20 protein-coding genes and 1 other RNA gene are annotated in these 23,409 nt (G+C 65.9%); 12 read left to right on the forward strand and 9 right to left on the reverse strand.

Features of this window, described 5'->3' with window-relative positions; genetic code table 11:
* Positions 1 to 5: 5 nt before the first annotated feature.
* Positions 6 to 548: a YecA family protein gene (locus EO174_RS10575; RefSeq protein WP_024938111.1), complete on the reverse strand. Its 543-nt coding sequence runs from the start codon at positions 546 to 548 to the stop codon at positions 6 to 8.
* Positions 549 to 785: 237 nt separating this feature from the next.
* Between EO174_RS10575 and EO174_RS10580 the strand changes: the two genes are divergently transcribed.
* The 8 genes from EO174_RS10580 to EO174_RS10615 all read left to right on the forward strand — a co-directional run bounded on the left by EO174_RS10580 (position 786) and on the right by EO174_RS10615 (position 5,192).
* Positions 786 to 1,007, forward strand: a complete 222-nt coding sequence (locus EO174_RS10580) for a TIGR02449 family protein (protein ID WP_024938110.1) — start codon at positions 786 to 788, stop codon at positions 1,005 to 1,007.
* Positions 1,004 to 1,303: a cell division protein ZapA gene (locus EO174_RS10585; RefSeq protein WP_104584736.1), complete on the forward strand. Its 300-nt coding sequence runs from the start codon at positions 1,004 to 1,006 to the stop codon at positions 1,301 to 1,303. The genes EO174_RS10580 and EO174_RS10585 overlap by 4 nt, the downstream gene beginning before the upstream one ends.
* A gap of 96 nt (positions 1,304 to 1,399) precedes the next feature.
* A non-coding RNA gene (ssrS, locus tag EO174_RS10590) (6S RNA) lies at positions 1,400 to 1,584 on the forward strand.
* A gap of 270 nt (positions 1,585 to 1,854) precedes the next feature.
* Positions 1,855 to 2,445, forward strand: coding sequence for a 5-formyltetrahydrofolate cyclo-ligase (locus EO174_RS10595; protein ID WP_126944416.1), 591 nt, complete (start codon positions 1,855 to 1,857; stop codon positions 2,443 to 2,445).
* Positions 2,442 to 2,912 carry an EVE domain-containing protein gene (locus EO174_RS10600; RefSeq protein WP_164740170.1) on the forward strand — a complete coding sequence of 157 codons (471 nt, stop codon included), beginning with the start codon at positions 2,442 to 2,444 and terminating at the stop codon, positions 2,910 to 2,912. The genes EO174_RS10595 and EO174_RS10600 overlap by 4 nt, the downstream gene beginning before the upstream one ends.
* A 97-nt stretch (positions 2,913 to 3,009) precedes the next feature.
* Positions 3,010 to 3,657, forward strand: a complete 648-nt coding sequence (gene rpiA, locus EO174_RS10605) for a ribose-5-phosphate isomerase RpiA (protein ID WP_104648848.1) — start codon at positions 3,010 to 3,012, stop codon at positions 3,655 to 3,657.
* 163 nt (positions 3,658 to 3,820) lie between these two features.
* Positions 3,821 to 4,270 carry a DUF192 domain-containing protein gene (locus tag EO174_RS10610; RefSeq protein ID WP_026064588.1) on the forward strand — a complete coding sequence of 150 codons (450 nt, stop codon included), beginning with the start codon at positions 3,821 to 3,823 and terminating at the stop codon, positions 4,268 to 4,270.
* Positions 4,271 to 4,310: 40 nt separating this feature from the next.
* The gene (locus EO174_RS10615) at positions 4,311 to 5,192 is read left to right on the forward strand and encodes a SirB1 family protein (protein ID WP_104584728.1); all 882 of its coding nucleotides are present in this window, start codon (positions 4,311 to 4,313) and stop codon (positions 5,190 to 5,192) included.
* A gap of 98 nt (positions 5,193 to 5,290) precedes the next feature.
* On the opposite strand, the gene EO174_RS10620 is transcribed toward EO174_RS10615, so the two are convergent.
* Positions 5,291 to 5,530: a rubredoxin gene (locus EO174_RS10620; RefSeq protein WP_047124717.1), complete on the reverse strand. Its 240-nt coding sequence runs from the start codon at positions 5,528 to 5,530 to the stop codon at positions 5,291 to 5,293.
* Positions 5,531 to 5,553: 23 nt separating this feature from the next.
* On the opposite strand from EO174_RS10620, the gene thiE reads away from it, so the two are divergent.
* Positions 5,554 to 6,177 (forward strand): thiamine phosphate synthase, encoded by a 624-nt coding sequence (gene thiE / locus EO174_RS10625; RefSeq protein WP_126944419.1) that lies wholly within the window; start codon positions 5,554 to 5,556, stop codon positions 6,175 to 6,177.
* Positions 6,178 to 7,234: 1,057 nt separating this feature from the next.
* Here the strand turns inward: thiE and EO174_RS22910 are convergent.
* Positions 7,235 to 10,411, reverse strand: a complete 3,177-nt coding sequence (locus EO174_RS22910) for a TonB-dependent receptor plug domain-containing protein (RefSeq protein ID WP_164739758.1) — start codon at positions 10,409 to 10,411, stop codon at positions 7,235 to 7,237.
* Positions 10,412 to 10,718: 307 nt separating this feature from the next.
* Between EO174_RS22910 and hemL the strand changes: the two genes are divergently transcribed.
* Positions 10,719 to 12,008 (forward strand): glutamate-1-semialdehyde 2,1-aminomutase, encoded by a 1,290-nt coding sequence (gene hemL / locus EO174_RS10645; protein ID WP_104584063.1) that lies wholly within the window; start codon positions 10,719 to 10,721, stop codon positions 12,006 to 12,008.
* A 487-nt stretch (positions 12,009 to 12,495) separates the two neighbouring features.
* Positions 12,496 to 15,264, forward strand: coding sequence for a LuxR C-terminal-related transcriptional regulator (locus tag EO174_RS10650; protein ID WP_126944425.1), 2,769 nt, complete (start codon positions 12,496 to 12,498; stop codon positions 15,262 to 15,264).
* Between the two features lie 319 nt (positions 15,265 to 15,583).
* Here the strand turns inward: EO174_RS10650 and azu are convergent, their stop codons facing one another.
* From azu to EO174_RS10680, 6 genes are all read right to left on the reverse strand, one after another.
* Entirely contained in the window at positions 15,584 to 16,033 is a 450-nt protein-coding gene (gene azu / locus EO174_RS10655; protein WP_126944428.1) for an azurin, read from the reverse strand.
* 91 nt (positions 16,034 to 16,124) lie between these two features.
* Entirely contained in the window at positions 16,125 to 17,327 is a 1,203-nt protein-coding gene (locus tag EO174_RS10660) for a pyridoxal phosphate-dependent aminotransferase (RefSeq protein WP_126944431.1), read from the reverse strand.
* A gap of 30 nt (positions 17,328 to 17,357) precedes the next feature.
* Positions 17,358 to 17,861, reverse strand: coding sequence for a RidA family protein (locus EO174_RS10665; RefSeq protein WP_126944434.1), 504 nt, complete (start codon positions 17,859 to 17,861; stop codon positions 17,358 to 17,360).
* A gap of 32 nt (positions 17,862 to 17,893) precedes the next feature.
* Positions 17,894 to 18,319: a cytochrome c gene (locus EO174_RS10670; protein ID WP_104584058.1), complete on the reverse strand. Its 426-nt coding sequence runs from the start codon at positions 18,317 to 18,319 to the stop codon at positions 17,894 to 17,896.
* Positions 18,316 to 19,923, reverse strand: coding sequence for a flavin monoamine oxidase family protein (locus tag EO174_RS10675; RefSeq protein WP_164740178.1), 1,608 nt, complete (start codon positions 19,921 to 19,923; stop codon positions 18,316 to 18,318). The genes EO174_RS10670 and EO174_RS10675 overlap by 4 nt, the downstream gene beginning before the upstream one ends.
* Before the next feature lie 87 nt (positions 19,924 to 20,010).
* Positions 20,011 to 22,293, reverse strand: a complete 2,283-nt coding sequence (locus tag EO174_RS10680; protein ID WP_184630676.1) for a TonB-dependent receptor — start codon at positions 22,291 to 22,293, stop codon at positions 20,011 to 20,013.
* A 296-nt stretch (positions 22,294 to 22,589) separates the two neighbouring features.
* Between EO174_RS10680 and EO174_RS10685 the strand changes: the two genes are divergently transcribed.
* Complete coding sequence (locus EO174_RS10685; RefSeq protein WP_126944440.1) at positions 22,590 to 23,207, forward strand: HAD-IA family hydrolase; 618 nt, start codon at positions 22,590 to 22,592, stop codon at positions 23,205 to 23,207.
* Positions 23,208 to 23,409 lie beyond the last annotated feature (202 nt).

A 23,409-nucleotide genomic window follows, 5' to 3' on the forward strand; every position in this document is an offset into this window, starting at 1 on the left:
CGCGGTTAGTTCAACCGTTGGCGGAAGCGCGGCCCCATGACGCAGTCGCCATGCAGCAACAGCACCGCCACGCGCACGAACTCTTCGATCTCGGCCAGGGCGGTGTCGTCCTCATCGGCCGCATCGAAATCGTCGCTGGACGCCTGCGCCAGCCGCGCCAGGTCCTGCAGTGCCTCTTCGCCCTCTTCGGTCAGTGCCGGGCGCTGCTGCGCCGCCAGGCCGAAGCCGCCCAGAAAGGCGCGACACCAGTCGAACAAGGCATCGGTACGCGCCGCCAGCGGTGCACCGTCGTCGATCAACAGCAGCTCGAAGGCGAAATCGCGGTCTTCCAGCTGCGCCACCGTGGCCTGACGCATCTGGTCCAGCGCCCCTCCCTGCCTGGGCGCCACCTGCGCGGTGTCGGCCAGGATGCGCGCCAGCCAGTCGCCGCTGTCGGCACCCCCGCCGGAAAGCCACCCGCACAATCCACCATGCAACTCCGCTGCGGAGGAAGCCAGCTCCAGCTGGCGACTTTCGTTTTGCACGGCGGTTACATCGGGCAGATCCATCGGGTCATCCAGGCTGAGAACGGAAGGTACCGGCACGGGCGCCGGCGATGTGACTCCCCAGTGTATCAAGGCACCCTGCATCGGCCGCCAGCGGTACGTTCCATGCAGCGTTCCACGCACATGACGCCGGCTGGGGCGCGGCCCGTGGCAGCCCTTGTCGGGATTGGCCCGACGGCAGGTGAGCGGGCGGCAACCGGGCGCTTGACCGGCGCGCGCGCGCGCCCCTATCGTGAGCAGATGGACAACGCCGCTGCCCTCGCCCAGATCCGCGCACTTGCCGCCCGTGTGGAGGCCCTGGTCGAGCGTAGCCAGCGGTTGACTGACGAGAACCGCAGCCTGCGCCATCAGCAGGAACAGCTGATCGGCGAGCGCGCGCAGCTGCTGACCAAGAACGAGCAGGCGCGCTCGCGCGTGGAAGCGATGATCGTCCGCCTGAAATCCCTGGAGCAGCACACGTGAGCACCAACGAGCCGGTCAGCGTGCGCATCCTGGATCGTGAATACACGGTTGGCGTCACTGCCGAGGAACGCGAGAGCCTCACCGCCGCGGCGCGCCTGCTGGATCTGCGCATGCGCGAGATTCGTGGCAGCAATCGCATGGCGGCGGTAGATCGCGTGGCGGTGTTGGCCGCACTCAATCTGGCGCACGAATTGCAACAGCTGCGCGAGCAGCAAGCGCTCTACGACCGTGAATTGGCCAATACGCTGGACAGCTTGAATCGTCGCCTGGACAGCGTCTCCGACACACCGCGTTGAGGTGCGGTTCGCACTGTCGTCGCAAATATGAACTTTCAATTGCGCCGGCCGACGAATGGGCTAGCCATCGCGCAACAGAGGTCTATACTTCACCTGCGTTCTCTGCTGTAAACGACAGCGTGCAAAACATTCGCCTTGTCCCTTAATTACGACCACGGGGGCGCGACGAAGCCGGGAGTGCAAGTCCGCCTTGTAGCGGGAAGCCCGATGGCCTCACAACGTCCCCACTTGAACCCCGGGTTCAAGGTCGTTTCGCCCGCATCGTTCACGGCGGAGAATGCAAATCTGAAACGGCGCCTTCGGGCGCCGTTTCTTTTTGTGTGCCTGAAACATCCGGCATGTGCACGCAGCGTGGCCACGCCACTGCTGCGATCACTGCGCCCGGACATGATGCGCGCATGCGCGACGCGCAACCCAGCCACCGCTTCACGCGCATGCGCTCAGCGACAGGCCAGAGCCGTGCAGGAGCTGGAAATCCGTCGACACACACGCACTAGGCAGGCGCATCCACGCCATCGACAATACCGGCCCGCCTATCGCTGCGAGACACCATGACCGACAACCGAGACGCCTTGCGCCAGCAGTTGCGCGCGCTGCGCCGCAGCCTGCCGGCGACGCAGCGACTGGCAGCCGCCGATGCGCTGGCCGAGCGCCTGCTGGCGCTGCCGTTTGCGCCGCAGACCGGTGCGGTGGCCGGGTACTGGGCGATGGATGGCGAAATCGCGCTGCACCGTTGGCAACTGAGTCTGCCGGCCGGCGTGCGTTACTGCCTGCCGGTGCTGGACGGGCGCGTGTTGCGCTTTGCGCCGTGGCGGCCGGGCCAGGGCCTGGTCAGCAATCGCTACGGCATCCCCGAGCCTGACGTGGAACGCGCCGACCTGCTGGCAGCCGAGGAGATGGCGCTGGTGGTCACGCCGCTGACCGGTTTCGATGCGCAGTGCCGGCGGCTGGGCATGGGGGGCGGCTGGTATGATCGCAGCTTCGCGTTCCGGCATCGCCAGACGCCGCCGCCCTGGCTGGTCGGCGCCGGCTTCGCCGCGCAGCAGTTGCCCACCTTGCCCACCGAATCCTGGGACGTGGCAGTGGATGCGATCTGCACCGAACACGCCACCTTCCTGAAGGACGACGCCGTTTCCGTATGACTGCCCGCAAGCGCTACTGGTTGATGAAGTCCGAGCCGGACACGTTTTCCATCGATGATCTGGAGCGTGTCGGCACCGAGCCATGGAACGGCGTGCGCAATTACCAGGCACGCAACTTCATGCGCGACGGCATGCATGTCGGCGACGGAGTGTTCTTCTACCACTCCAACTGCAAGGTCCCGGGCATCGTGGGCATCGCCAAGGTTGCCAGCGACGCGTATCCGGACGAGACCCAGTTCGATCCCAAGTCCGACTACCACGACCCCAAGGCCACCCGCGAAGATCCGCGCTGGATGCTGGTGGACGTGGCCTTCGAACGCAAACTCAAGCGCACGATCGCACTGGACGAGATCAAGCAGCAGGCCGATGCGCTGGGTGAAGGCTTCCCGCTGATCGCCCGCGGCAACCGCCTGTCGATCCTGCCGGTGACCGCCGCGCAGTGGAAATTGCTGCTGGCGATGGAATAGCCGGGATTGGGGATTGGGGATTGGCCCATTGCCCGCCCGCGTTGCACCGCTTTGACGAATCCCGAATCCCCAATCACTAATCCCGAGCTCTTAACCCATGTCCGAAGCAAAACGCCTGGCCGCCGAAAAAGCGATCGATTACGTGGAAGACGGCATGATCGTCGGCGTCGGTACCGGCTCGACGGTGGCCTACTTCATCGATGCCCTGGGCCGCATCAGCCATCGCATCAAGGGCGCGGTGTCCAGCTCCGAGCAGAGCAGCGCGCAACTCCGGCGCCATGGCATCGAGGTGCTGGACCTCAACCACACCGGCAATCTGTCGCTGTATGTGGATGGCGCCGACGAGTGCGACCCGAACCGCTGCCTGATCAAGGGCGGCGGCGCTGCGTTGACGCGCGAGAAGATCATCGCCGAGGCCAGCGAACGCTTTATCTGCATCGTCGACCCGAGCAAGCAGGTGCCGGTGCTGGGCAAGTTCCCGCTGCCGGTGGAAGTGATTCCGATGGCACGCAGCCTGGTGGCCCGGCAGATCCTGGCGCTCACCGGCGGCCAGCCGGTATGGCGCGATGGCGTGGTCACCGATAACGGCAACGTGGTGCTGGACGTGCACAACCTGCAGATCACCGACCCGGTGGCGCTGGAGCGCAGCGTGAACCAGATCCCCGGCGTGGTCTGCGTGGGCCTGTTCGCGCGTCGCCCGGCCGATGTGGTGATCGTCGGCGGCGAGCCGCCACGGGTGATCTGAGCGATTGCACACGGGCACGCGCACACGCATTTCCGGCCCGAATTGCGAAGTAATGGCGAGCGGGCCCTGATCGCACGCAATGATCCGCTCAACGCGCCACAGCCGCTTGACGCACGCGGCCGCTTGGCAGATGGTGCGGCATCCCCGTCCGCTGGTATGCCGTATGCGCCGTCTTCGCCTCCTCGCCCTTGCGTCCTTGATCCTGCTCGGCGGCTGCGCCAGCAGCGGCGGTAGCTGGGTGGAATTGGCCGGTACCCGCTACCAGGTGGAGCTGGCGCAGAACGATGCCGATCGCGCCAAGGGCCTGATGTTTCGCGATGCGATGGCGGACGATCACGGCATGCTGTTCGTCCACGACCGCCAGGAACCGCTGGCGTACTGGATGAAGAACACCAAGATCGCGCTGGACATCCTGTATTTCGACGATGAGCGCCGGCTGGTCTCGCAGCAGCGCGACGTGCCGCCCTGCTCGGCCGGCGACGCCTGCCCGCCCTACCCCAGCAAGCGCCCGGCCCGTTACGTGCTGGAACTCAACGCCGGCCAGGCCGCCAGGATCAACCTGCAGGACGGCGCCACATTGACCCTGAGCCCGGACATCCCAAAGCTCAAGTAAATCTCACACCGCAGGCCCTTGCTGTCAGGAAGTACCGGACTTGAACCACGCGCCAGTTGCCGACACTCTTGGCAGCATGGTCGACATGCTCCCACTTCCCCATTGGACCGCACTCGCCAGCCTGGACGACGACGCCGTGCCGTTGATGTCCACCGCGCTGCTGATCGCGCGCGACGAGTATCCGCAGCTGGACGCCGAGCTGTACGACACGCTGGTGCAAAGCCACGTCGAGCATCTGCGCCGCGAGGTGGAGGCGATCGACCTGTGGCCGCTGAAGATGGCCGCGGTCAATCGTTATCTGTTCGACGAGCTGGGCTATTCGGGCAATCACGACGAGTACTACGACCCGCGCAACAGCTACCTCAACCAGGTCTTCGAGCGTCGCCTGGGCAACCCGATCTCGCTGGCGATGGTGCAGATCGAAGTCGCGCGCCGGCTGGGCATTCCGCTGGCGGGCGTGTCGTTTCCCGGGCATTTCCTGGTGCGTTTGCCGGTGGACGACGGCGTGCTGGTCATGGACCCGTTCAACGGCGGCCGCCCGCTGGGCGTGGACGAGCTGCGCGAGCGTGCGCGCCCACATCTGGGGGGCGAGATTCCCGACGACCGCGCCCTGGCGCAGATCCTCGACCCCGCGCCGCACCGCGCGATCCTGATCCGTATCCTGCGCAATCTGCACGGCGTCTACGCCGATGCCGAGCACTGGGACCGCGCCGCGCGCAGCGCCGACCGCATCCTGAAGCTGGTGCCGGACCAGCCCGAGGCGTTACGCGATCGCGGCATGGCCTATCTGCATCTGGGCCACCGCAACGGCGCACGCCACGACTTATCGCGCTACCTGCAGCTCAATCCCGGTGCGCAGGATGCGACCAATCTGCATGAGCACCTGGTCGAACTGAGCAGTCAGCGCGCGCGCGCGCACTGAAACCACAGCTTGCCGCGTCGTCATCAGCGCCCGCCCGAATGGAGGCAGGCGATGTTGTGGCGCGCAAAGCGCACCAATCCAGCTGAACGGGCAGCGCCTCAGTCGATCTCGACCATCTCGAAGTCGTCCTTGGTCACGCCGCAATCGGGGCAGGTCCAGGTGTCGGGAACGTCCTGCCAGGCGGTGCCCGGGGCGATGCCTTCTTCGGGGATGCCGTCGGCCTCGTGGTAGAGAAACCCGCAGACGACGCACATCCAGGTGCGGTAGGTGGTCGTGGATGTCTCGCTCATCGGATAATCGCGGTCACGCAACGGTGGGACTGCATTGTCCCATCCCACCCACCGCTTCCGGAAGCGCTGCCATGCCCGACCTGCACAACGCCCGCGGCGTCTACCTCATCACACCCGACGAGCCCGACACCGCGCGCCTGCTCGCGCGCACCTTGCCGCTGCTGCCCGCTGTCGCCTGGCTGCAGTACCGCAACAAGCAGGCCAGCGCGGCGCTGCGCCTGGAACAGGCCAGTGCGCTGCACGAGGCCTGCGCCGCGCATGCCGTGCCGTTGATCATCAACGACGATGCGCTGCTGGCATTGCAGGTGGGCGCGCAGGGCGTGCACCTGGGCGAAGACGATGGCGAGGTGGCGGCCGCGCGTGCGCTGTTGGGCGAACAGGCCATCATCGGAGTGTCGTGCTATGACGAGATCGCGCGTGCGTACGCAGCGGTCGCGGCCGGTGCCAGCTACGTGGCCTTCGGTGCGTTCTTCCCCACCACCACCAAGGTGACCACACGTCGCGCAACGCCTGCGTTGCTACAGCAAGCTGGAGCGCTGGGAGTGCCACGGGTGGCGATTGGCGGCATCGCGGCTGCGCAGGTGCCCGCGTTGGTGGCTGCGGGCGCCGAGTTGATTGCGGTGGTCAGCGGCGTCTATGCCGCGCCGGATCCGCTCGCGGCAGTGCAGGCCTATCGGGCCGGGTTTGCACGGTAGCGTGGCTGGCAGGTAACAGACAACAGATAACAGAAGTTACCGGCGACACGCGCACGCGAAGACACAAGAAACCGGGATTCGAGTCGAAGCGTCGTTTATCAGATGCAGTCACAAGCCGAGTGCGTCGAGTGCGCGGCGCCCTCACCGCTCGCGGGACACGCCGTGCATCCGTCCCTGGAGGCTCCGTGGCGGCATCCATGCCGCCAAGAGTCCCGCAATCGGTGAGGACACCGCACCAGGCAATTGGTCGGCGCTCTTGTGAAAAGCTGTCTCTCGTGCGGTATGCATTAAGACGTGAAGCCGTTGCCACGATCCAACGAGGCGCATCCAGCACCACTCTTACCGCACACCGACCATCTCGATTGGTCCTTGCCCGCTCACCGTCGCGGGACCCTGAGCGGCATGGATGCCGCGCCAGAGCCTACATGGACGTACTTGCGGCGCGTCCCGCGATGGTGGGCGGGCAAGGGCCGTGCAGCCAACTCGCAGCGTCGTGTTCGCGGTGCCCTCACCGCTCGCGGGACGCGCCGTGCATCCGTCCCTGGAGGCTGCGTGGCGGCATCCAGGCCGCCAGGAGTCCCGCAATCGGCGAGGACACCGCACCAGGCAATTGGTCGGTGATCAGGCAAACCCTGCGTGTTGCGAGACCTGCATTGAGACGCGGAGAAAGTTGGGCGCTTATTTAAAAGCTTGCCTGTTGCTCGAACTGCGATGGGGATTTTCGGACGCGACGTGGTCCAAACAATGCACGCCCAGCCCTGCTCGCAACCACGCACACCGACCATCTCAACAGGTCCTTGCCCGCCCACCGTCGCGGGACCTTACGCGGCATGGATGCCGCGTAAGAGCTTACAGGGACGTACTTGCAGCGTGTCCCGCGACGGTGGGCGGGCAAGGGCCCTGCAGCCAAGCCGCAGATCAACCGCTCTACACCTGCCGCGCGTCGTACGTCAGATGATTGAAGCTGCTTGAGCGCCATCATCCAAACGCCAAAAACAAGGCAGCGACGCGTGCCATCACGCGTCGCTGCCGGCGCTAACCTTATTACCTGCCTCGATCAGAAGTCGTAGCTCAATGTCACCCGGCCCGAGCGCGGTGCCTGATAGGCCACGACCTGGTCCCAGAGCGGATTGGTGGTGTTGTCGGGCAGCTGCGAGAACGGATAGATGTTGGTTGCAGTCTGCTCGTTGGTGATGTTGAACACGTCGAAACGCAGTGCCAGCTTGCCGGCGGCGAATGCCGGCTTGTAGGTCACGCCCATGTCGAGCTGCGCGATCCAGCCCAGCCGTCCCTGCGAGCCGGGAGGTGATGCCACGCCGGTGCCGGTTTCCGGGTTGTAGCAGTAGTGGTAAGGACCGCCGGTGATCGCGCTGCCACCGTAGCCAGCCGGATCGGTGCCGGTGTAGTTGTCGCCGTAGTAGTTGCCCAGGCAATTGTGTGGTGCGCCCGAGATCAGGCTGAAGTTGGCCGACGCACCCCATTGCGGAGTGAACTGGTAGAAGCCGAACAACTTGAGCTGATGGCGGTGATCGTTGGATTGATCGCCGTTGAAGTGTTCCATCAGCGCCGCGTGGTCCCAGCTCTGCGTGGTGGAGACCGAGGCCTGGCCCTGGTAGCTGCCCAAGGCGCCGCCGGTGCGCCACAGGTCCGAACGCACCTGGCCTTCGGTGGTGCCGTAGCTATGCGACCAGACGTAGTTGACCTTGGCGTACCACTTGCCGTCGAACGGACGTTCCAGGTTGAACTCGACTGCCGAGTAGTTGCGCTTGAACTTCGGGAAACCCGCCGCTTCGCGGCTCACCGATACCTCATGGAACTGGCCATCGGTACCGATCACGCCCCAGGTATTGGTCTGGCCGGGATTGATCAGCGATGCACCGGCAACCTGCGAGAAATCGATGGTCACGCCCTGCGCGGCGGCGGCGGCGATCAATGCGGTATTGGAGACGTCGTAGTTCTGATCGTCGATACCCGCATTGAGGCGGCGATGCGTGCCGCGCACGCCCAGCACCCAGCCGGTCTCCAGCTGCTTGGTGAAACCGAGGATGACTTCGTCCTGGTTCTCGCCCTCGATGTCCTTGACCACTGCAGTGCGCACATCGGCGATGCGGCCGAAGCGCGAGTTGGCCGACACCGCCGACCCCAGCTGCTGCGCCAGGACCGGCGTGCCATCGGCATTGATGCCGCTATAGGTGAAGTAGGTATCGGTGGTGGTGGCCGGGGTGAACAGGCTCACTGCCGACAGCGGCAGGCCAAGGTAATAACGGCCGACGTTGCCGAACACCTTCAGGCTGGAATCGCCGTTGACGTCCCAGCTGAAGCCCAGGCGCGGCGCCCAGGCGTTATCCACTTCGATGTACGGGTCGCCAAACGGGGTGTAGTTGGTGAACTCGTCCTTGCGCAGGCCGATGCTCAACAACAGGTTGTCGGTGACCTGCCACTTGTCTTCGATGTAGTAGGCGCGCTGCTTGGCCTCGTAGGAGTACAGGCTGGTGTTGATGTTGCGCACCACGTAGTAGCCGCTGGACCCATTGACCGGATCGACCAGGCCCGGGCTCGGCGCGCCGATGCCGCCGGCTTCGTTGGCCGACTGGCTGACCAGTCCGCCCGTCCGCACGCCATTGGGATCGTTGGTCTGGCCGTAGGTCCACGCAAAGCCGGGGCCGGACAGCACCGAACCCACATCGATACCTTCGGACTTCTGGTTGTCGATACCGAAGTTGAGCGTGTGGTGGCCGATGCGCCATTCCAGATTCAGGCGCTGATTGTCTTTCTTGTATTCGCGGTCCGGTGAACTGACCGAGGTGACCAGCTGATTGCCGATGCGCGGAGTGCCGCCGGTGTAGGCCGGATTCTGAAGCGCGGCGCTGTTGATGACCGGGCCGCCGGCCGCGTCGTAGTTGAAGGGCGTCAGCTCGTCGGGCGTCTTCATCTTGCCGTACAGCGCGGTCACGGTGAGGTTGTCGCTGAGATAGCCGGTGTACTTGCCGGTGAACAAGGTCGGGCCGGTCTTCCAGGTGGATTCGTCGGTGAAATAGCTGCCGCGCTGGCGATTGACATAGTCGTAGCGGTAGATCGACCCGTTGGTCTCCGCCTCGTCGCTGGCGCCGGTCACCTCGATCAGGTGGTTGTCGGTGATGTTCCAGTCCACCTTGGCGTACCAGCGTTTCTGCTTGTAGTCGTAATCGGTGAGGCCGCCGGTGCGTCCGTTGTCGGTGTCGCGATTGGTGCCGACGCGTACGCCGTCCGAATCCACCTGCTCGGCAGCCAGGAAGAAGAACAGCTTGTCCTGGATGATCGGTCCGCCGACATAGGCGCTGTAGGTGGTCTGGTTGGCTTCGGCCTCGCTGGCCGGCTGGTACAGGCCATTGGCCGCGCGCGCATAGCGATAGGCGGCGTTGTTGATCGTGCTGCCCTGGCTGTCCGGGCGCCAGTAGATATCGCGCTGGTTGGCACGCAGGCCATTGGGTTCCCAGATGACGGCGGCGCCGAACTTCCACTCGTTGGTGCCGCGCTTGCCGATCTGGTTGATCACGCCGCCATTGGCGCGGCCGTACTGCGCGCCATAGCCGCCGGTGAAGATTTCCTGCTGGTCGATGGCGCCGTACGGCAGGGTCAGACCACCCAGGTTGTTGCTGATGGTGGTGGTGTTGAAACCATTGAGGTAATAGGCGTTTTCGCTGGCGGCCGAGCCGCCGAAGCTGGGCAGCGAGCCACCGAGCGGGCCATTATCGAAGCCGCCGCTGTTGACCACCACGCCCGGTGCGAGCAAAGCGATCGCCTCGGCGGTGCGGCCCAGCGGCAGCTGCTGCAGCTGCTCGGCGGTGACCACGGTGCGGGTGTCCACGCTGCTGACGTCGATGGTGGTCAGGCCCGCGGCGGTGACGGTGACGCTGTCCAGGGTCTGCATGCCGCTCCCCGAAGCGGCAGCGAACGAGACGTCGGTGTTGGCGCCGACGGTGATCGCGACGTTTTCGCGGGTTTCCACCACCGCGCCATCGCGCTTGACCGTGACCTTGTAGGTGCCCAGCGGCAGATTGCCGGCGGTGTACCGGCCGCGTGCATCCACCGGCACTTCGCGGCTGAAACCGCTGTTGTTTTCCACCAGCACGCTGGTGCCGCTGCTCTGTCCCACGCTGCCGACGATGCTGCCGCTGGTGGACTGCGCGTGGACGCTCCCCATGGCCACGACCAGCGCCAACGCCAAGGCACGCTTCTGGATACTACGGTTCATGTTTTCTCCCCAAGTCTGGAACTGTCGGCAACGCGACAAAAATGAACGGCGCCAATGGCTACCGGAATCACACTCTCTGAACATCTGCCGCAGCAGACCAATGACCACCGGTCATTTGCTCATGCCAAACCGTCGATACCCTTGCGTTCGATCATAGGCAGCCGGATCGCCCTACCCGTGCGCTCCGACGGGTAGGCAGGCATCTGGTGGGTAGGCGGACGGGGGCCGCAAGCCTGACAATGGCGGATGCGCCGCCCGCAGTCGGGCAGCGCCGCCCCCAATCGGTGCCACTCAAGGATCTGCGCGCATGAACCACACCCGCTCCCACGCCCTGTTCGCCCAGGCGCAGACGCTGCTGCCCGGCGGCGTCAACTCACCGGTGCGTGCATTCAAGTCGGTCGGCGGCGAGCCGTTCTTCGTGGCACGCGCCGATGGCCCGTATCTGTATGACGTGGACGACAACCGCTACATCGATTACGTGGGCTCGTGGGGGCCGATGATTGCCGGCCACAATCACCCCGCGGTACGCGAAGCGGTGGAGCGCGCGATCCGCGATGGCCTGTCGTTCGGCGCGCCGTGTGCGGCCGAGGTCACCATGGCCGAGACGATCCATCGGCTGGTGCCGTCCTGCGAGATGGTGCGCATGGTCAATTCCGGCACCGAAGCCACGCTGTCGGCGGTGCGCCTGGCGCGCGGCGCCACCGGGCGCAGCCGCATCATCAAGTTCGAGGGCTGTTATCACGGCCATGGCGACTCGTTCCTGGTCAAGGCCGGCAGCGGCATGCTGACCCTGGGCGTACCGACCTCGCCGGGCGTGCCGCCCGGCCTGAGCGAGCTGACCGCCACCCTCTCCTTCAACGACTTCGAAGGCGCCACCGCCATGTTCGACGAGATCGGCGCCGACGTGGCCGCGGTGATCATCGAGCCGGTGGTCGGCAACGCCAACTGCATTCCGCCGCAGGCCGGTTACCTGCAGCACCTGCGCACGCTGTGCACGCGGCACGGCGCGCTGCTGATCTTCGACGAGGTGATGACCGGTTTCCGCGTCGCGCTGGGCGGTGCGCAGGCGCACTACGGAGTGACCCCGGACCTGAGCACCTTCGGCAAGATCATCGGCGGCGGCATGCCGGTGGGCGCCTACGGTGGCCGGCGCGACTTGATGGAGCAGATCGCGCCGGCCGGCCCGATCTACCAGGCCGGCACCTTGTCGGGTAACCCGGTGGCGATGGCGGCCGGCCTGGCAATGCTGGAGCTGGTGCAGGAGCCGGGCTTCCACGCCCGCCTGAGCGAGGCCACCAGCGTGTTGTGCGAGGGACTGGAAGATGCCGCGCGCGCCGCCGGCGTTGCCGTCACCACCAACCAGGTCGGCGGCATGTTCGGCTTGTTCTTCACCGACGACATCGTGGAGAGCTACGCGCAAGCCACCGCCTGCGACATCACCACCTTCAACCGTTTCTTCCACGCGATGCTGCAGCGGGGCGTGTATCTGGCGCCGTCGGCGTACGAGGCCGGCTTCATGTCCAGCGCGCACGATGCGGCGGTGATCGATGCCACGCTGGCCGCCGCGCGCGAGGCGTTTGCGGAAGTGGCGCACTGAGGCATCCAGGCGTTGCGTTGCCGGCGACGGGCCCGGCAACGCTGACCTTTGTGGTGCGTTGAAGGCGAGGTGTCATCGCCTGCGTCGCGGTGGCTGCTGGTGACGCTGGCCGCGCAAGACGCCGGGCATCGGTGCGGGCCTGAGACGCCTGTTTAGGCCCGCGCCGACGCTGAACAGACGCGGCGCCGGCGCTGCAGCCGGCTCGATGGCGTCCAGACGGGCCCGGCCGTTCCTAGCAATGGCGCACACCCTGCGCCACCGCAGGCTCCATTCAGGCGGCGGCGTAGCGACAGGCTTTGCTTTTGTCTTGTGGCTGTCATACCTTTCTGAAAGGTGTCCATGGACGGGCATGGGTGGGGACCCTCGAAGCAGCCGATGGACGTTGTCGCCGGTCACGGTGACGCCTGTGCATCGCCGCTGTTTCATCACGATCTGCAGCGTGTCGAGCCGGCGCGCTGCCGACGCTTGCCAGGGCCGCCCTCGCCTCATGCTCAAGCCTGTTGCGTTGCTCACGCCGCGCCCCTCACCGCCGCGCGATTCCGCTGTTCCCGATTGGCTGCTCGCCAGCAAGCTGGAGCCGCCGCTGCCGCGTCCCGGAGCGGTGGTGCGCAGCACCTTGCTGGCGGCGCTGGATCAGGCGCAAGCCCGGCCGCTCACCCTGCTGCTGGCGCCGCCCGGATTCGGCAAGACCACACTGCTGGCGCAGTGGCATGCGCAGCTGCGCGCGCGCGACCACGCCGTGGCCTGGCTGTCGCTGGACGAAGAGGACACCGATGCCGCGCGCTTCCTTGGCCACCTGGCGTTGGCGCTCCAGCACGCAGGCGCCGATCCGGCACTGTGTGCGGCGGTGCTGCACAACCGCGACCAGGATCCGCGCGAGGCGGTGACGGTGCTGCTCCGCGCGCTACGCACGGCGCCCCGGCGCATCAGCATGATCCTCGACGATTACGACCGGCTCGGCAGCGGCATCGTCGACGAGCTGGTGCTGCGCCTGGTCGAACACGGCGGCGGACGTCTGCACCTGTTGCTGGCGACCCGGCGCGTACCGGCACTGCCGCTGGCGCGGCTGGACCTGCAGGCGCAGCTCAGCCGTCTCGGCAGCGCGCAGCTGGCACTGGATGAGCCCGAAGCGCAAGCGTTGCTGGGCCCCCAGGTGCCGGCGCCGGTCGTGGACGAATTGCTGCGCTACACCGAAGGCTGGCCGGTGGCGCTGCATCTGGCGCGCTTGTGGCTGGAAGGCGGTGCGCAGCGTCAACAGGAGGTGGCCGCGCGCTTCTCCGGCCGCAGCGCGCAGATCGCCGCGTATCTGACCGAGCAGGTGGTCAACGACCTGGATGCCGACACGCGCGACCTACTGTTGCGGACCAGCCCCCTGGAGCGCGTCAACGCAGCGCTGGCCGATGCGGTGCGTCAGCGTGACGACAGCGGCCGGTTGCTGGCGCGGCTGGAACATTTCCACGGCCTGCTGGTGCCCATGGATGGCGAGCGCGAGTGGTTCCGCTATCACCCCTTGTTTGCCGACTTCCTGCAGCAACTGCTCGATCGCGAACACCCCGGCCAGGCCGCGCAACTGCATCAACGGGCCGCACGCTGGTTTGGCGATCATCGGTACCTGGCCGACGCGGTGCGGCACGCATCGCGTGCCGATTGCGGCGACCTGGCCGCCAGCTACATCGCGCGCGCCGGTACCTGGCAACTAGTGCTGACCCACGGCACGCACGCGGTACGCGCACTGCTGCGGCATTTCGAACACCGCACCATCCGCGACACCCCGGCGCTGAATCTCACCCAGGCACATCTGCACGCGAAGCTCGGCGAATTCAGCCATGCGCGCCTGCTGCTGGAACGCTTCCGCGACTTTCCGGCTGCGCTGCGCGAGCCCCTGCAACGCGACTACACGGTGGTGGTGGCGCTGTTGCGCGATCGCCTCGACGAGATCTGCGGCAATCCGCATGGTCTGACCCAGATCGCCGCGCAAGCCTCCGCGCTGGACGAGGACGACCACCTGGGCCGCGGCATGCTGCTGTGCATCTGTGCCACCACCGCCATTGCGCAGGGTGCCTTTGCAACTGCCGAACGCTACGCACTGAACGCACGCGATGCGATGCAGCGCGGCGGCAGCGAACCAGGCGCGGGCCAGGCGCTGCTGGCGCTGGGCCAGAGTTTTTTCTATCGCGGACAGCTCGGTGACGCCGAAGCCTGTTACCGGCAGGCCCTGCACTGGTGCGCCCGCTCCCCGCAGCTGGATCGCGTGCTGGAGGCCGCCGGCCAGTGCCTGCTCGCACAACTGCACTACGAACGCGGCCACCACGACGACGCGGCCGACCTGCTGCATCCGGCACTGGAATTGCTGGAACAGCACGACGGCGGCATGGACGTGCTGGCCGCCGCCTACGACACCGCGCTGGGATTGGAGCGTGTGCGCGACCACAGCGGGCGTAGTGCCTTGGCGCTGCTCGAACACGTCGAGCAGATCGCGCACGGGCGCAAGCTGACGCGCCTGTCGGAACTGGCTGCAGCATGGCGTTTGATGCTGTTGCTGGAGCATCCGGGCAATGCCGCCATCGATGTGCTGATCGCACGCACCGGCGGCGAATCCGGATTGGCGCATACGCTGCGATCGCCCCACCGCTGGCGCGATCGCGCGGCGATGGGCTTTGCGCTGGCACGCTGGCATCGGCTGGCCGGACGCAGCAGCGCCGCGCTGACCATCCTGGGCCAGATCGAACAGGCCTGTCTGGCCAACGACAACCTGTGCCACCTCGCGCGCACCCGCGCGCGTATCGCCCTGGTGCTGCAGCAACGCGGCGAACTGGTCGCGGCGCTACCGCACCTGTATAGCGCGCTCGACCATGTGGCACTGACGCAAAGCTGGCAGGCGATCGTCGAACTCGGCCTGCCGGCCAAGGCGATGCTGCGCTCGCTGCGCCAGCACGACCCGCATACCGTCGGCGGCACCACACGCGCACTCACCATCCAGGCCCTGCTCGAACGCCTCAGCGGCGACGAAGACCCGGCCGGCGACATCTTCAGCGAGCGCGAGCTGGAAGTGCTCGCGCAACTGGCACGTGGGTATTCCAACAAGCAGATCGCACGTTGTTTGCATCTGTCGGAAAACACCGTCAAGTTCCATTTGAAGAATCTCTATCGCAAGCTGGATGCTCGCAGCCGCGAAAGCGCGCTGGCGCAGGCCTTGCAACGCGGGTTGTTGCGCGCAGCCGATCCACCAGGCAATTCGGAAACGGTGCCGGGCTGACCTCCAGTGGCGGGCGCCAGCGACGGCGCTGACGCGCGGCAAGACGCCACTTCGGGCGGCCGGAGGCGGTGATGATACCTGCACGCGGCGGCAAGCTGGTCTATCTCGGCATCCAGAAGCGGCCCGGTCACGACAACACATGGAGCCTGCCACAACAGCGCGCCTTCCTTTAAGCGCAGTTCTCCGCGCACCGTCTACGACGGTCGCTGGCGCTGCCGTCCGCTCCGCCCACGATTGCCTGGAGCACGCGGCGTGACCGCGTGCCAGCTCCCTCGCCTATCGCTCCTGCCGCGGCCACGCGCCTGCGGCAGCTGATACCTCACCTGAAACTCAGCGTGCCCTTCATCATCGCCCAGTGGCCGGGGAACGAGCAGAAGAAGGTGTAGTCGCCGCCCTTGCTCAACTTGCTGGTGGCAAAGCTCACCGTGGTGCTCTCGCCGCCGCCGATGACCTTGGTGTGTGCGATCACGCGCGCGTCGGCCTTGGGCAGATAACTGTCGGCGATGGTGGAGCGTACGCCGGCATTGGCCACTGCCTGGAAGTCGGCGGACTTGGTCAGCACCCAGTTGTGGCCCATCACCGTGGCGGCCATCTTGCCGGAGTGCTTGAGCGTCAGGTCCACCTGCGTGCAGTCGGGTGCCAGCTTGATCGCGCTCTGGTCGAACTTCATCTGGTCGTTGCCGGTGATGGTCACCGCGCAGGTGCGCGCCCATGCCGACGGCGCCAGCAGCACCAATCCAATCACGGCAACTGTCGAAAACACTTTCAAAGGAACACTCCTGCAATAAGGGATGCGCGACGCCCAGCGCGCCTGGTCACACCAGCGCATCTGCAAGCGCCGATGTTGCCAGAGTAACGCCTCATGCGTAGCGGAAAAAAGCATCCATCGGATCATGCACATCGGCCGTGGCCTCCGACAGCGGCAGCGGGCCGCGCTTGCCGGCAATCACCTGCACGAAGGCCTGCTTGAAGCGCGCCATCTCCGCATCGGTGCCGACGGTGATCCGCGACCAGGTCGGCCACACCGGCCAGCTGCGTCCGATGAACACGCCATGGGTGGCCATGTCGTCCTTGAAGCCGGCGGCCGGCCGCTTCACGTCGACCATGAAGCAGTTGCTCTCCGAGGTGGTACAGGCATAGCCCTGCTTGGCGAGAAACGCCATCACGTCCTTGCGTGTGGCCGCGGTACGTGCGCGCCGCTGCGGCACCAGTGCGGGATCGCGCAGGCTGGCCAGGCCTGCGGCAGCCGCGGTCACCGGCAGGCTGTTGACGCTGTAGAACATCAGCTTGGCCAGCAGGTCCGGGCGTGCGGCCGCGTAGCCCAGGCGGATGCCGGCCATGCCATAGAGTTTGGAGAAGGTGCGCAGCACCACCACGTCTTCGCCCGCGGCAACCATGTCGACCACGCTGCTGGTGCTCTGCGCAAAGTGGATATAGGCCTCGTCGACCACCAGCACGCTGCCCTTGGGCTTGTGCGCCAGTGCATAGTCCAGGTCCTTGCGCGCGGTGACCGAGCCGGTGGGGTTGTTGGGATTGCAGATGTAGATCACGCCGGGGCTGGCGTCGGCGGCGCACATCGCCTGCACATCGTGCGAAAAGTCCTTGCGCAACGGCACCTTGATCAGTTTTGCGCCATTGCGGCTGGCGGCACGCCAACCGGATTCGTAGGTGGGATCGGCGGTGACGAGCGCGGCGCTGGGCGAGGTGAACGCCAGCATCGTGTAGTCCAGCGGTTCGGTGGAACCGGCATAGGCCATCAGGTGGTTGACCGGCAGCTTGAGCTCGGCGGCCAGGGTCTCCATCAATTCCATCTGCACATCGCGCAGGTAGCGTCCACCTTGCGGCGCGATCTGCGCGATGGCCTTGACCGCAGCAGCCGACGGGCCATCGGGAAACTCGTTGGAGCCGATCATCACCGGCGACAACGCACCGGCCGCTGTCGGCGCGATCGCGGCGGAGCGTTCGGCGGCACCGGCCAGCAGCGGCAGCGCACTCGCACCGGCGGCGCCGGCAAACAGCGCGGAGTCGCGGAGAAACATGCGGCGCGAAAGAGCAGTTTTCATGACAACCTCCAGCAGGACGACAGCACGGATTCAAGGACGAACGGCGACCACTTCGATTTCCACCCGATACAACGGATTGCCGAGCGCGGCGATCTGGAAGGCCGAGCGCGCCGGCAGATTGGGCTGCTCCTTGGTGCCGAAGAACTGGCGGTACCCTTCCATGAAACCGTTGAAATCCATCTTGCCGCCCATGGCCGGATCACCGACCAGAAACACCTGCATCTTCACCACATCGCCCATGCCCAGGCCGAGCGTCGCGAGTTGCTGCTTGATCTGGTTCAACACGCTCACCGTCTGCGCCTTGGTGTCGCCATAGGCGGCGATCGAGTCCTTGGCCGCACTGGCATCCACCACCGCCGGCACCTTGCCACTGACGTAGACGGTGGCCTTGCCGGCGGGAATCTCCACGGCAGCAGCAATGGGAAAATCGCTGTTGGGTATCTTGTGGCGGACCACGTCGGCCGCATGCGCAGCGGCGAGGCCTGCAGACCACAGCAGGGCAGCAGTGAGAACGGTGGTCACTGGACGGAACATGGCAACTCCTTGCATGAGAAAGAAAGGGAGAATCAGTGGCGCAGCAATTTGACGTCGTCGACGGTGACGCGCTCGGCGTGATCGTTGCCGAAGTGCGTGCGCACATAACTCACCACCTCGGCCACCTGGCGGTCGTTGAGCATCGCGCCGAAGCCGGGCATGCCCGCATGGCCGTCGAGCACCATCATGGTGACGTAGGGGCCGGCGGCCAGCTTGGGGTTGCCGGCAAGCGCGGGATATTCGCCCGCGCCCTGCGCACCGCGCCCGCCCGGCATGTGGCAGCCCTGGCAGATCGCCTGATAGACGTCCTGGCCGGATGCCTTGGCAAAGCCCTGCTGCGGAAACAGCTGGGTGGCATCGGAGCTCTGCGCCCGCGCGTCGTATGTGCCTGGCGGCACCAGCAACGCAGCCATCGCAACGACAAAGCTGGCCGCGGCCAACCGTGATAACAGGCTCATGCGCGACCTCCTCCGGCCAGCACTTTGCGATGCAGACGGCCCACGACGTCGTGCGCGGACAAGATCGCGCCTTCCTGCCAGGCCGGGATATAGGAGACGTGTTCACCGGCCAGCGCCAGGCGCCCGTCGATCTGGCACAGCGGCGTGTAGTGTTCGGCACGCGCCTGCTCGCTCCACATGCCGAAGCAGCCGTGCGTGAACGGCACGCGGTGCCAGCCGACCGAAATGCCGTTCTCGAACTCGCGCGGATACTGCGGATGCAGCTGCGTGCCGTATTCGACCGTCTTGCGCACGCGCTGCTCCGGGGACATCGAGGTGAACTGGTAAGCATCCAGTCCCCACACATACGCACCGAGCAGCACGCCCTTGCCGGGGCTGTGATAGTTGGTGCTGGGATAGCTGATCAGGGTGATCGGCAGATCGGTGTAGCTGATGCCGCCGTAGATGGCTTCGTCCTCTTCCCAGAAGCGGCGCTTGAATTGCAGGCCCACTTTCACCGATGCCGCATACGGCACCTGGCCGATCGCGGTGGTCATCGCGTCACTGGCGGTGACCGGAATGCGGCTGAGCACCGACAACGGAATCGTGCAGATGCACCAATCGGCGCTGGCGATGCGTTCTTCGCCGCCGTGTGCCGCGTCCTGCCAGGACACCCGCACACCGTTGCCATCCTGATCGATCCTGGTGACCTTGGCGTTGTAGGTGATGGCATCGCCGAGCCGGGACGCGAATGCCTTGCCGATCTGGTCCATGCCGCCCACCGGCTGGAACATGGTGGTCTGCATTTCGTAGTTGTTGCCGGCCGCCAGCGTGGTCCACAGACGCGAGTGCAGCACGTCCTGCACGCTGAAGGGATCGGAGAACTCCGGCTTGCCCGACAGGCCGCCGCCGGGATACCGCGCGAAACCGCGCCGCTCGCTGCTGTCCTTGCCCTTGACGTAGCCGAACTTCTGGTCGAGCGCGCCCCAGGTGCGCAAGGATTCCAGCAGCACTTCCTGGTCTTCGCGGCTCACGGTGGTGTCCAGCGCCTGCTGCTGGGTGCACTTGGCCAGCAACTCGGACACGTGGCCCTTGTAATCGGCATCGATGGCGCGAAAGCGCTGCGGTTTGCCGCCGAAGCCATGCTGGCTGTGCAACAGCGCGTTGTAGTTGACCTGGTTGAACGCCTCCAGGGCCACACCGAATTGTTTGCAGTAACCCAGCACCGCCTTGTGGTGATGCGGAATGCGCCACGGCCCCGGATTGAGGTACAGCCCGTCGTCGAACTGGCAATGTTGCATCGCCCCGCCGAGTTCGGTGTAACGGTCGCCGCCGCGCAGCGTCCAGTTACGCCCGCCGGGGCGGTCGTTGTATTCCAGCAACTGCACGCGGTACCCCGCCTTGCGCAGTTCGAAGGCCGCCGCCATGCCGGCCAGCCCCGCCCCCAGGATCAGCACCGAGGCGCCCTTCGGGTCGCCATCCAGCTGCAGCGGTCCCTTGAAATCGGATTCGGCCGCCATGCCCAGGCTGCTCATCGCCTGATACATCATCGCGCCGCCAGCGGTCATGCCGATGCGCGCCAGCAGTTGCCGCCGTGTCATCGCCCCAGAGTGATTGCCTTGCATCAACGCATAGTCCTTGCATGTCATGAATCGAGTCCGACGGACACCACCGATGGCGCGGCCGGCAACGCTGCCGGCCGCATCACTGCCTCAGAATTTGTAGGCCAGGCTGGCGAACAGCTGGCGCGGTGCGATCAACTGGTACGAACCGGAACTTTCGTTCGGGAACACCGCGCCGATCGCATCGTCCTTGTCGAACAGGTTGTAGACCGACAACTGCAGCCGCCCACCGGCCAGAAACCCGGCATCCTCGCCCTGATAGCCGACGCTGCCGTTGACGATGAAGGTGGCATCGACCTGGTCGGTATTGAGCGTGTCGCCGTAGCGCTTGCCGGTGTATTTGGTGTCGAGGTTGGCGAAGAAATGCTCGCCTTCCCAACCGCCGTTGAGGCTGAACATCACCTTGGGCGAGTCCGGCACTTCGTTGCCTTCCACCTGCACCAGGCTGCCGCTGACCGGGCCGAAATAGTTGTCCTGGAACTCGGACTTGTTCCAGGTCAGCGATGCCCCCAGCCGCCAGCCCGGTGCCGGCTTCCACATGCCGGACACTTCCGCCCCGTAGGTCTGCACGTCGCCGACGTTGGCGTAGACGGTGGGCGCAACCACCAGCGGGTCCGGATCGGTCAGCGCGATGATGCGGTTCTCGTAATCGATCTTGTAGGCGGCGATGTAGCCGCTCCACTGGCTGGATTCGGCGCGGATGCCGATATCGATATTGGTGGATTCCTCCGGCGCGATATCCGGATTGAATGCACCCGAGGTCAGCGCCAGCCGTGGCGCCGAGCTGAAGTTTTCAGCGTAGTTGGCGAACACCTGCACGCCCTCGGCAAGCTGGAAGCTGGCGCCGACCTGGGGCTGGAACCAGTCGCTGTTCTTGATGGTGACGTCGCGGCGCACGCCGACATTGAAGTCATCGAGATTGGCGATGCCGTTGTAATCGCGTTTGACATCCAGCCCCTTGGCGCCGAATTCCATGGTGAGCCGGTCATCGAGCAGGCGCAGCGTGTCCTTGATGTAAAGCTGCTTCACCTCGGTGGAGAAGTGATTGTCGTAATAGACCACGATCGGCAGCGAGCCCTTCAGCAGCGCGCCGGTGGCCGGGTCCAGGTTGTACAGCGGGCGCACCTGATCGAAGTCGTAGTTTTCGTACCACGCGCCGACTTCGAGCTTGTTGTGCTCGGTCTCCCATGACACTGCACTGGTTACGCCGTAGCGATCGCCGCCCATGATTTCCTCGCGCCGGGTCATCGCACCGACGCGGATGACATTGCCGTTGGCATCGACGATCTGCGGGTCGTTGATGGCGATATCGGTGCGACCCGGCGTGCCGGCGATGGCGTCGTTGTACAGGCCGGTGGCCGTGCTCGGTGGCGTGCCGCCGACGCCATAACCATGCTTGTTTTCGTAGTAGCCGGTGAAGGTGACACCGATCGCATCGTTGAACAGGAAATCGCCGTGCAGGCTGAGCAGCGAATCGCGGCGGCCGTTCTGCCATTCGCTGTAATGCTCGGCATCCACTTCCGGATTGCCGGTGATGCGTTCATGCAGATCCCACGACACCGACCCGTCGGAGTTGTACGACTGCACGTCGTAGTCCTTGCGGTTGTTGTAGATCCAGCCCAGGGTCAGGCTGCCCACGTCCCAGGCCTGGCGGATCTTGGCTTCGAAGTGATCGCTCTTCTGCGTGGCCGGCTCCATGTCCCACACCCCGCCCTGCGTGCGCGAGGCAGACAGATACGCGCTGGGGCCGCCGTCCCACCAATCCGGCGTATCCAGGCGCACGAAGCTGCGCACCAGATCGTCCGAGCCGATGGTCTGGGTGAGGTTGCCGCTCCAGCTGTCGCCGCCCTTCGGTGGCAGGCTGGTGTAACGGATCGCGCCGCCCAGTGCGTGGTACGAAGGCTGGGTGACATCGCCGGAGCCGGCCGACACGGTGACGTCGAGCAGGTTCTCGCTGGACACGTAACGGGTGATCGGGCCGCCTTCGCGGGTGTCGAAGGTTTCGATCGGGATGCCGTCCAGGGTCACGCCGATCTGGTTGGCGGAAAAGCCGCGGATGGTCATCGAGTCGCCGAACTCGTACAGCCCGAACGGATCGGTGGTCTGGACATTCACGCCCGGCAGGCTCGCCAGCAGCTGCTGCGGTGCCACGCCGGGCACCTGTGCCTGGATGTCGTCGACGGAGATGGAGGCGGTGGTGCGCGTGGAGCCGGTGCCGACCACGCTGACCGCGTCCAGCGTGCGTGCTTCCTGTGCCAGGACCGGCAGGCTGTGTGCGCCAGCCAGCACCAAGGTCATCGAAGCCAGCGTGCGACCACGCGTGGCGGTGGTGAGAATGGCGGCAACCGACGCCGCCAGTTGATCGGTGTTCAAGCGCTTGCGCATGCAATCGACCCCCTGGATGGTGTGACGTGCTGAGTGACCGGGCCCGCTCCCCAAGACCGGCTGACACCGCGGATGCGGCATGCATCGACCATACCCAGCACAGTTCCGCTGCACGCGCCGCGCGGAGGGTAGGGGCGGCGCGGGTGGGTAGGTAGCGACCGGATTCAAAGATCTGAATAGGGACTGCCCCACCCACCTGCCGGCATCCGGACATACCAGGTTTTGCGCACTTGCCATGCCGCGCCGAATCGACAACGCTGCGCAGCCGCATCCCGAGTCCACCCATGCCGCCTGCCGCACCGTCCCTGTTACTGCTCGATTTCGACGGCGTGCTGGCCAGCTATTCGCGGCCGCGTCGTCTGGCTGCGCTTGCCAGTGCGGCGGGATGCACGCCGCAACGTGTGCAACAGGTCTTGTTCGAGCAGGGCCTGGAGCGCGCCTACGATGCCGGCGTGATCGACACGTCGGCCTATCTGGCGCAGCTCGGCGAGGGGCTTGGCTGCGTGATCGATCGCGCCACCTGGATCGATGCGCGCGTGGCGGCATGCCGCGCCGAGCCGGCCGTAGTGGCGCAGGCACTGGCGGTGTCGGCAACGACCGCGGTGGCGGTGCTCACCAACAACGGGCCGTTGATGGCGGAAGCGATCGAGCGGATCGTGCCAGCGCTGTTTCCGCTATTGCAGGACCGCGTGCTGTGCAGCGGCGCCCTCGGCGGCCGCAAGCCGGAGCTGCCGGTGTATCAGCGCGCGCTCGCCCGGCTCGATGCGGCCGCGTCACGCACGTTGTTTGTCGACGACCTGTTCGTCAACGTGCGCGGCGCGCGTGCCGCCGGCCTGCATGCGGACACGGTGCGCGATGCGCGCGGCTTGCGGCGGGTGTTGAAGCGGTATGGGCTGGGGTGAAGGGCCGGGATTGGGGATTGGGGATTGGGTATTGGGAATCGGGAATCGGGAATCGGGAATCGGGAATCGTTGAGCATCGCGGAACACCTGTCACTCTCTCGGGGTGACGCAAGACGCTGCTCGCAGCATTGAACGCGTCGGCGTCCACGATCAGGGACAGCGTTGGCGCCTTGAGTCGGTGTCGGGTTAACGACGAACGCAG

The organism is Xanthomonas sp. BRIP62418, from assembly GCF_003993495.1.
Classification (GTDB): Bacteria; Pseudomonadota; Gammaproteobacteria; order Xanthomonadales; family Xanthomonadaceae; genus Xanthomonas; species Xanthomonas euroxanthea.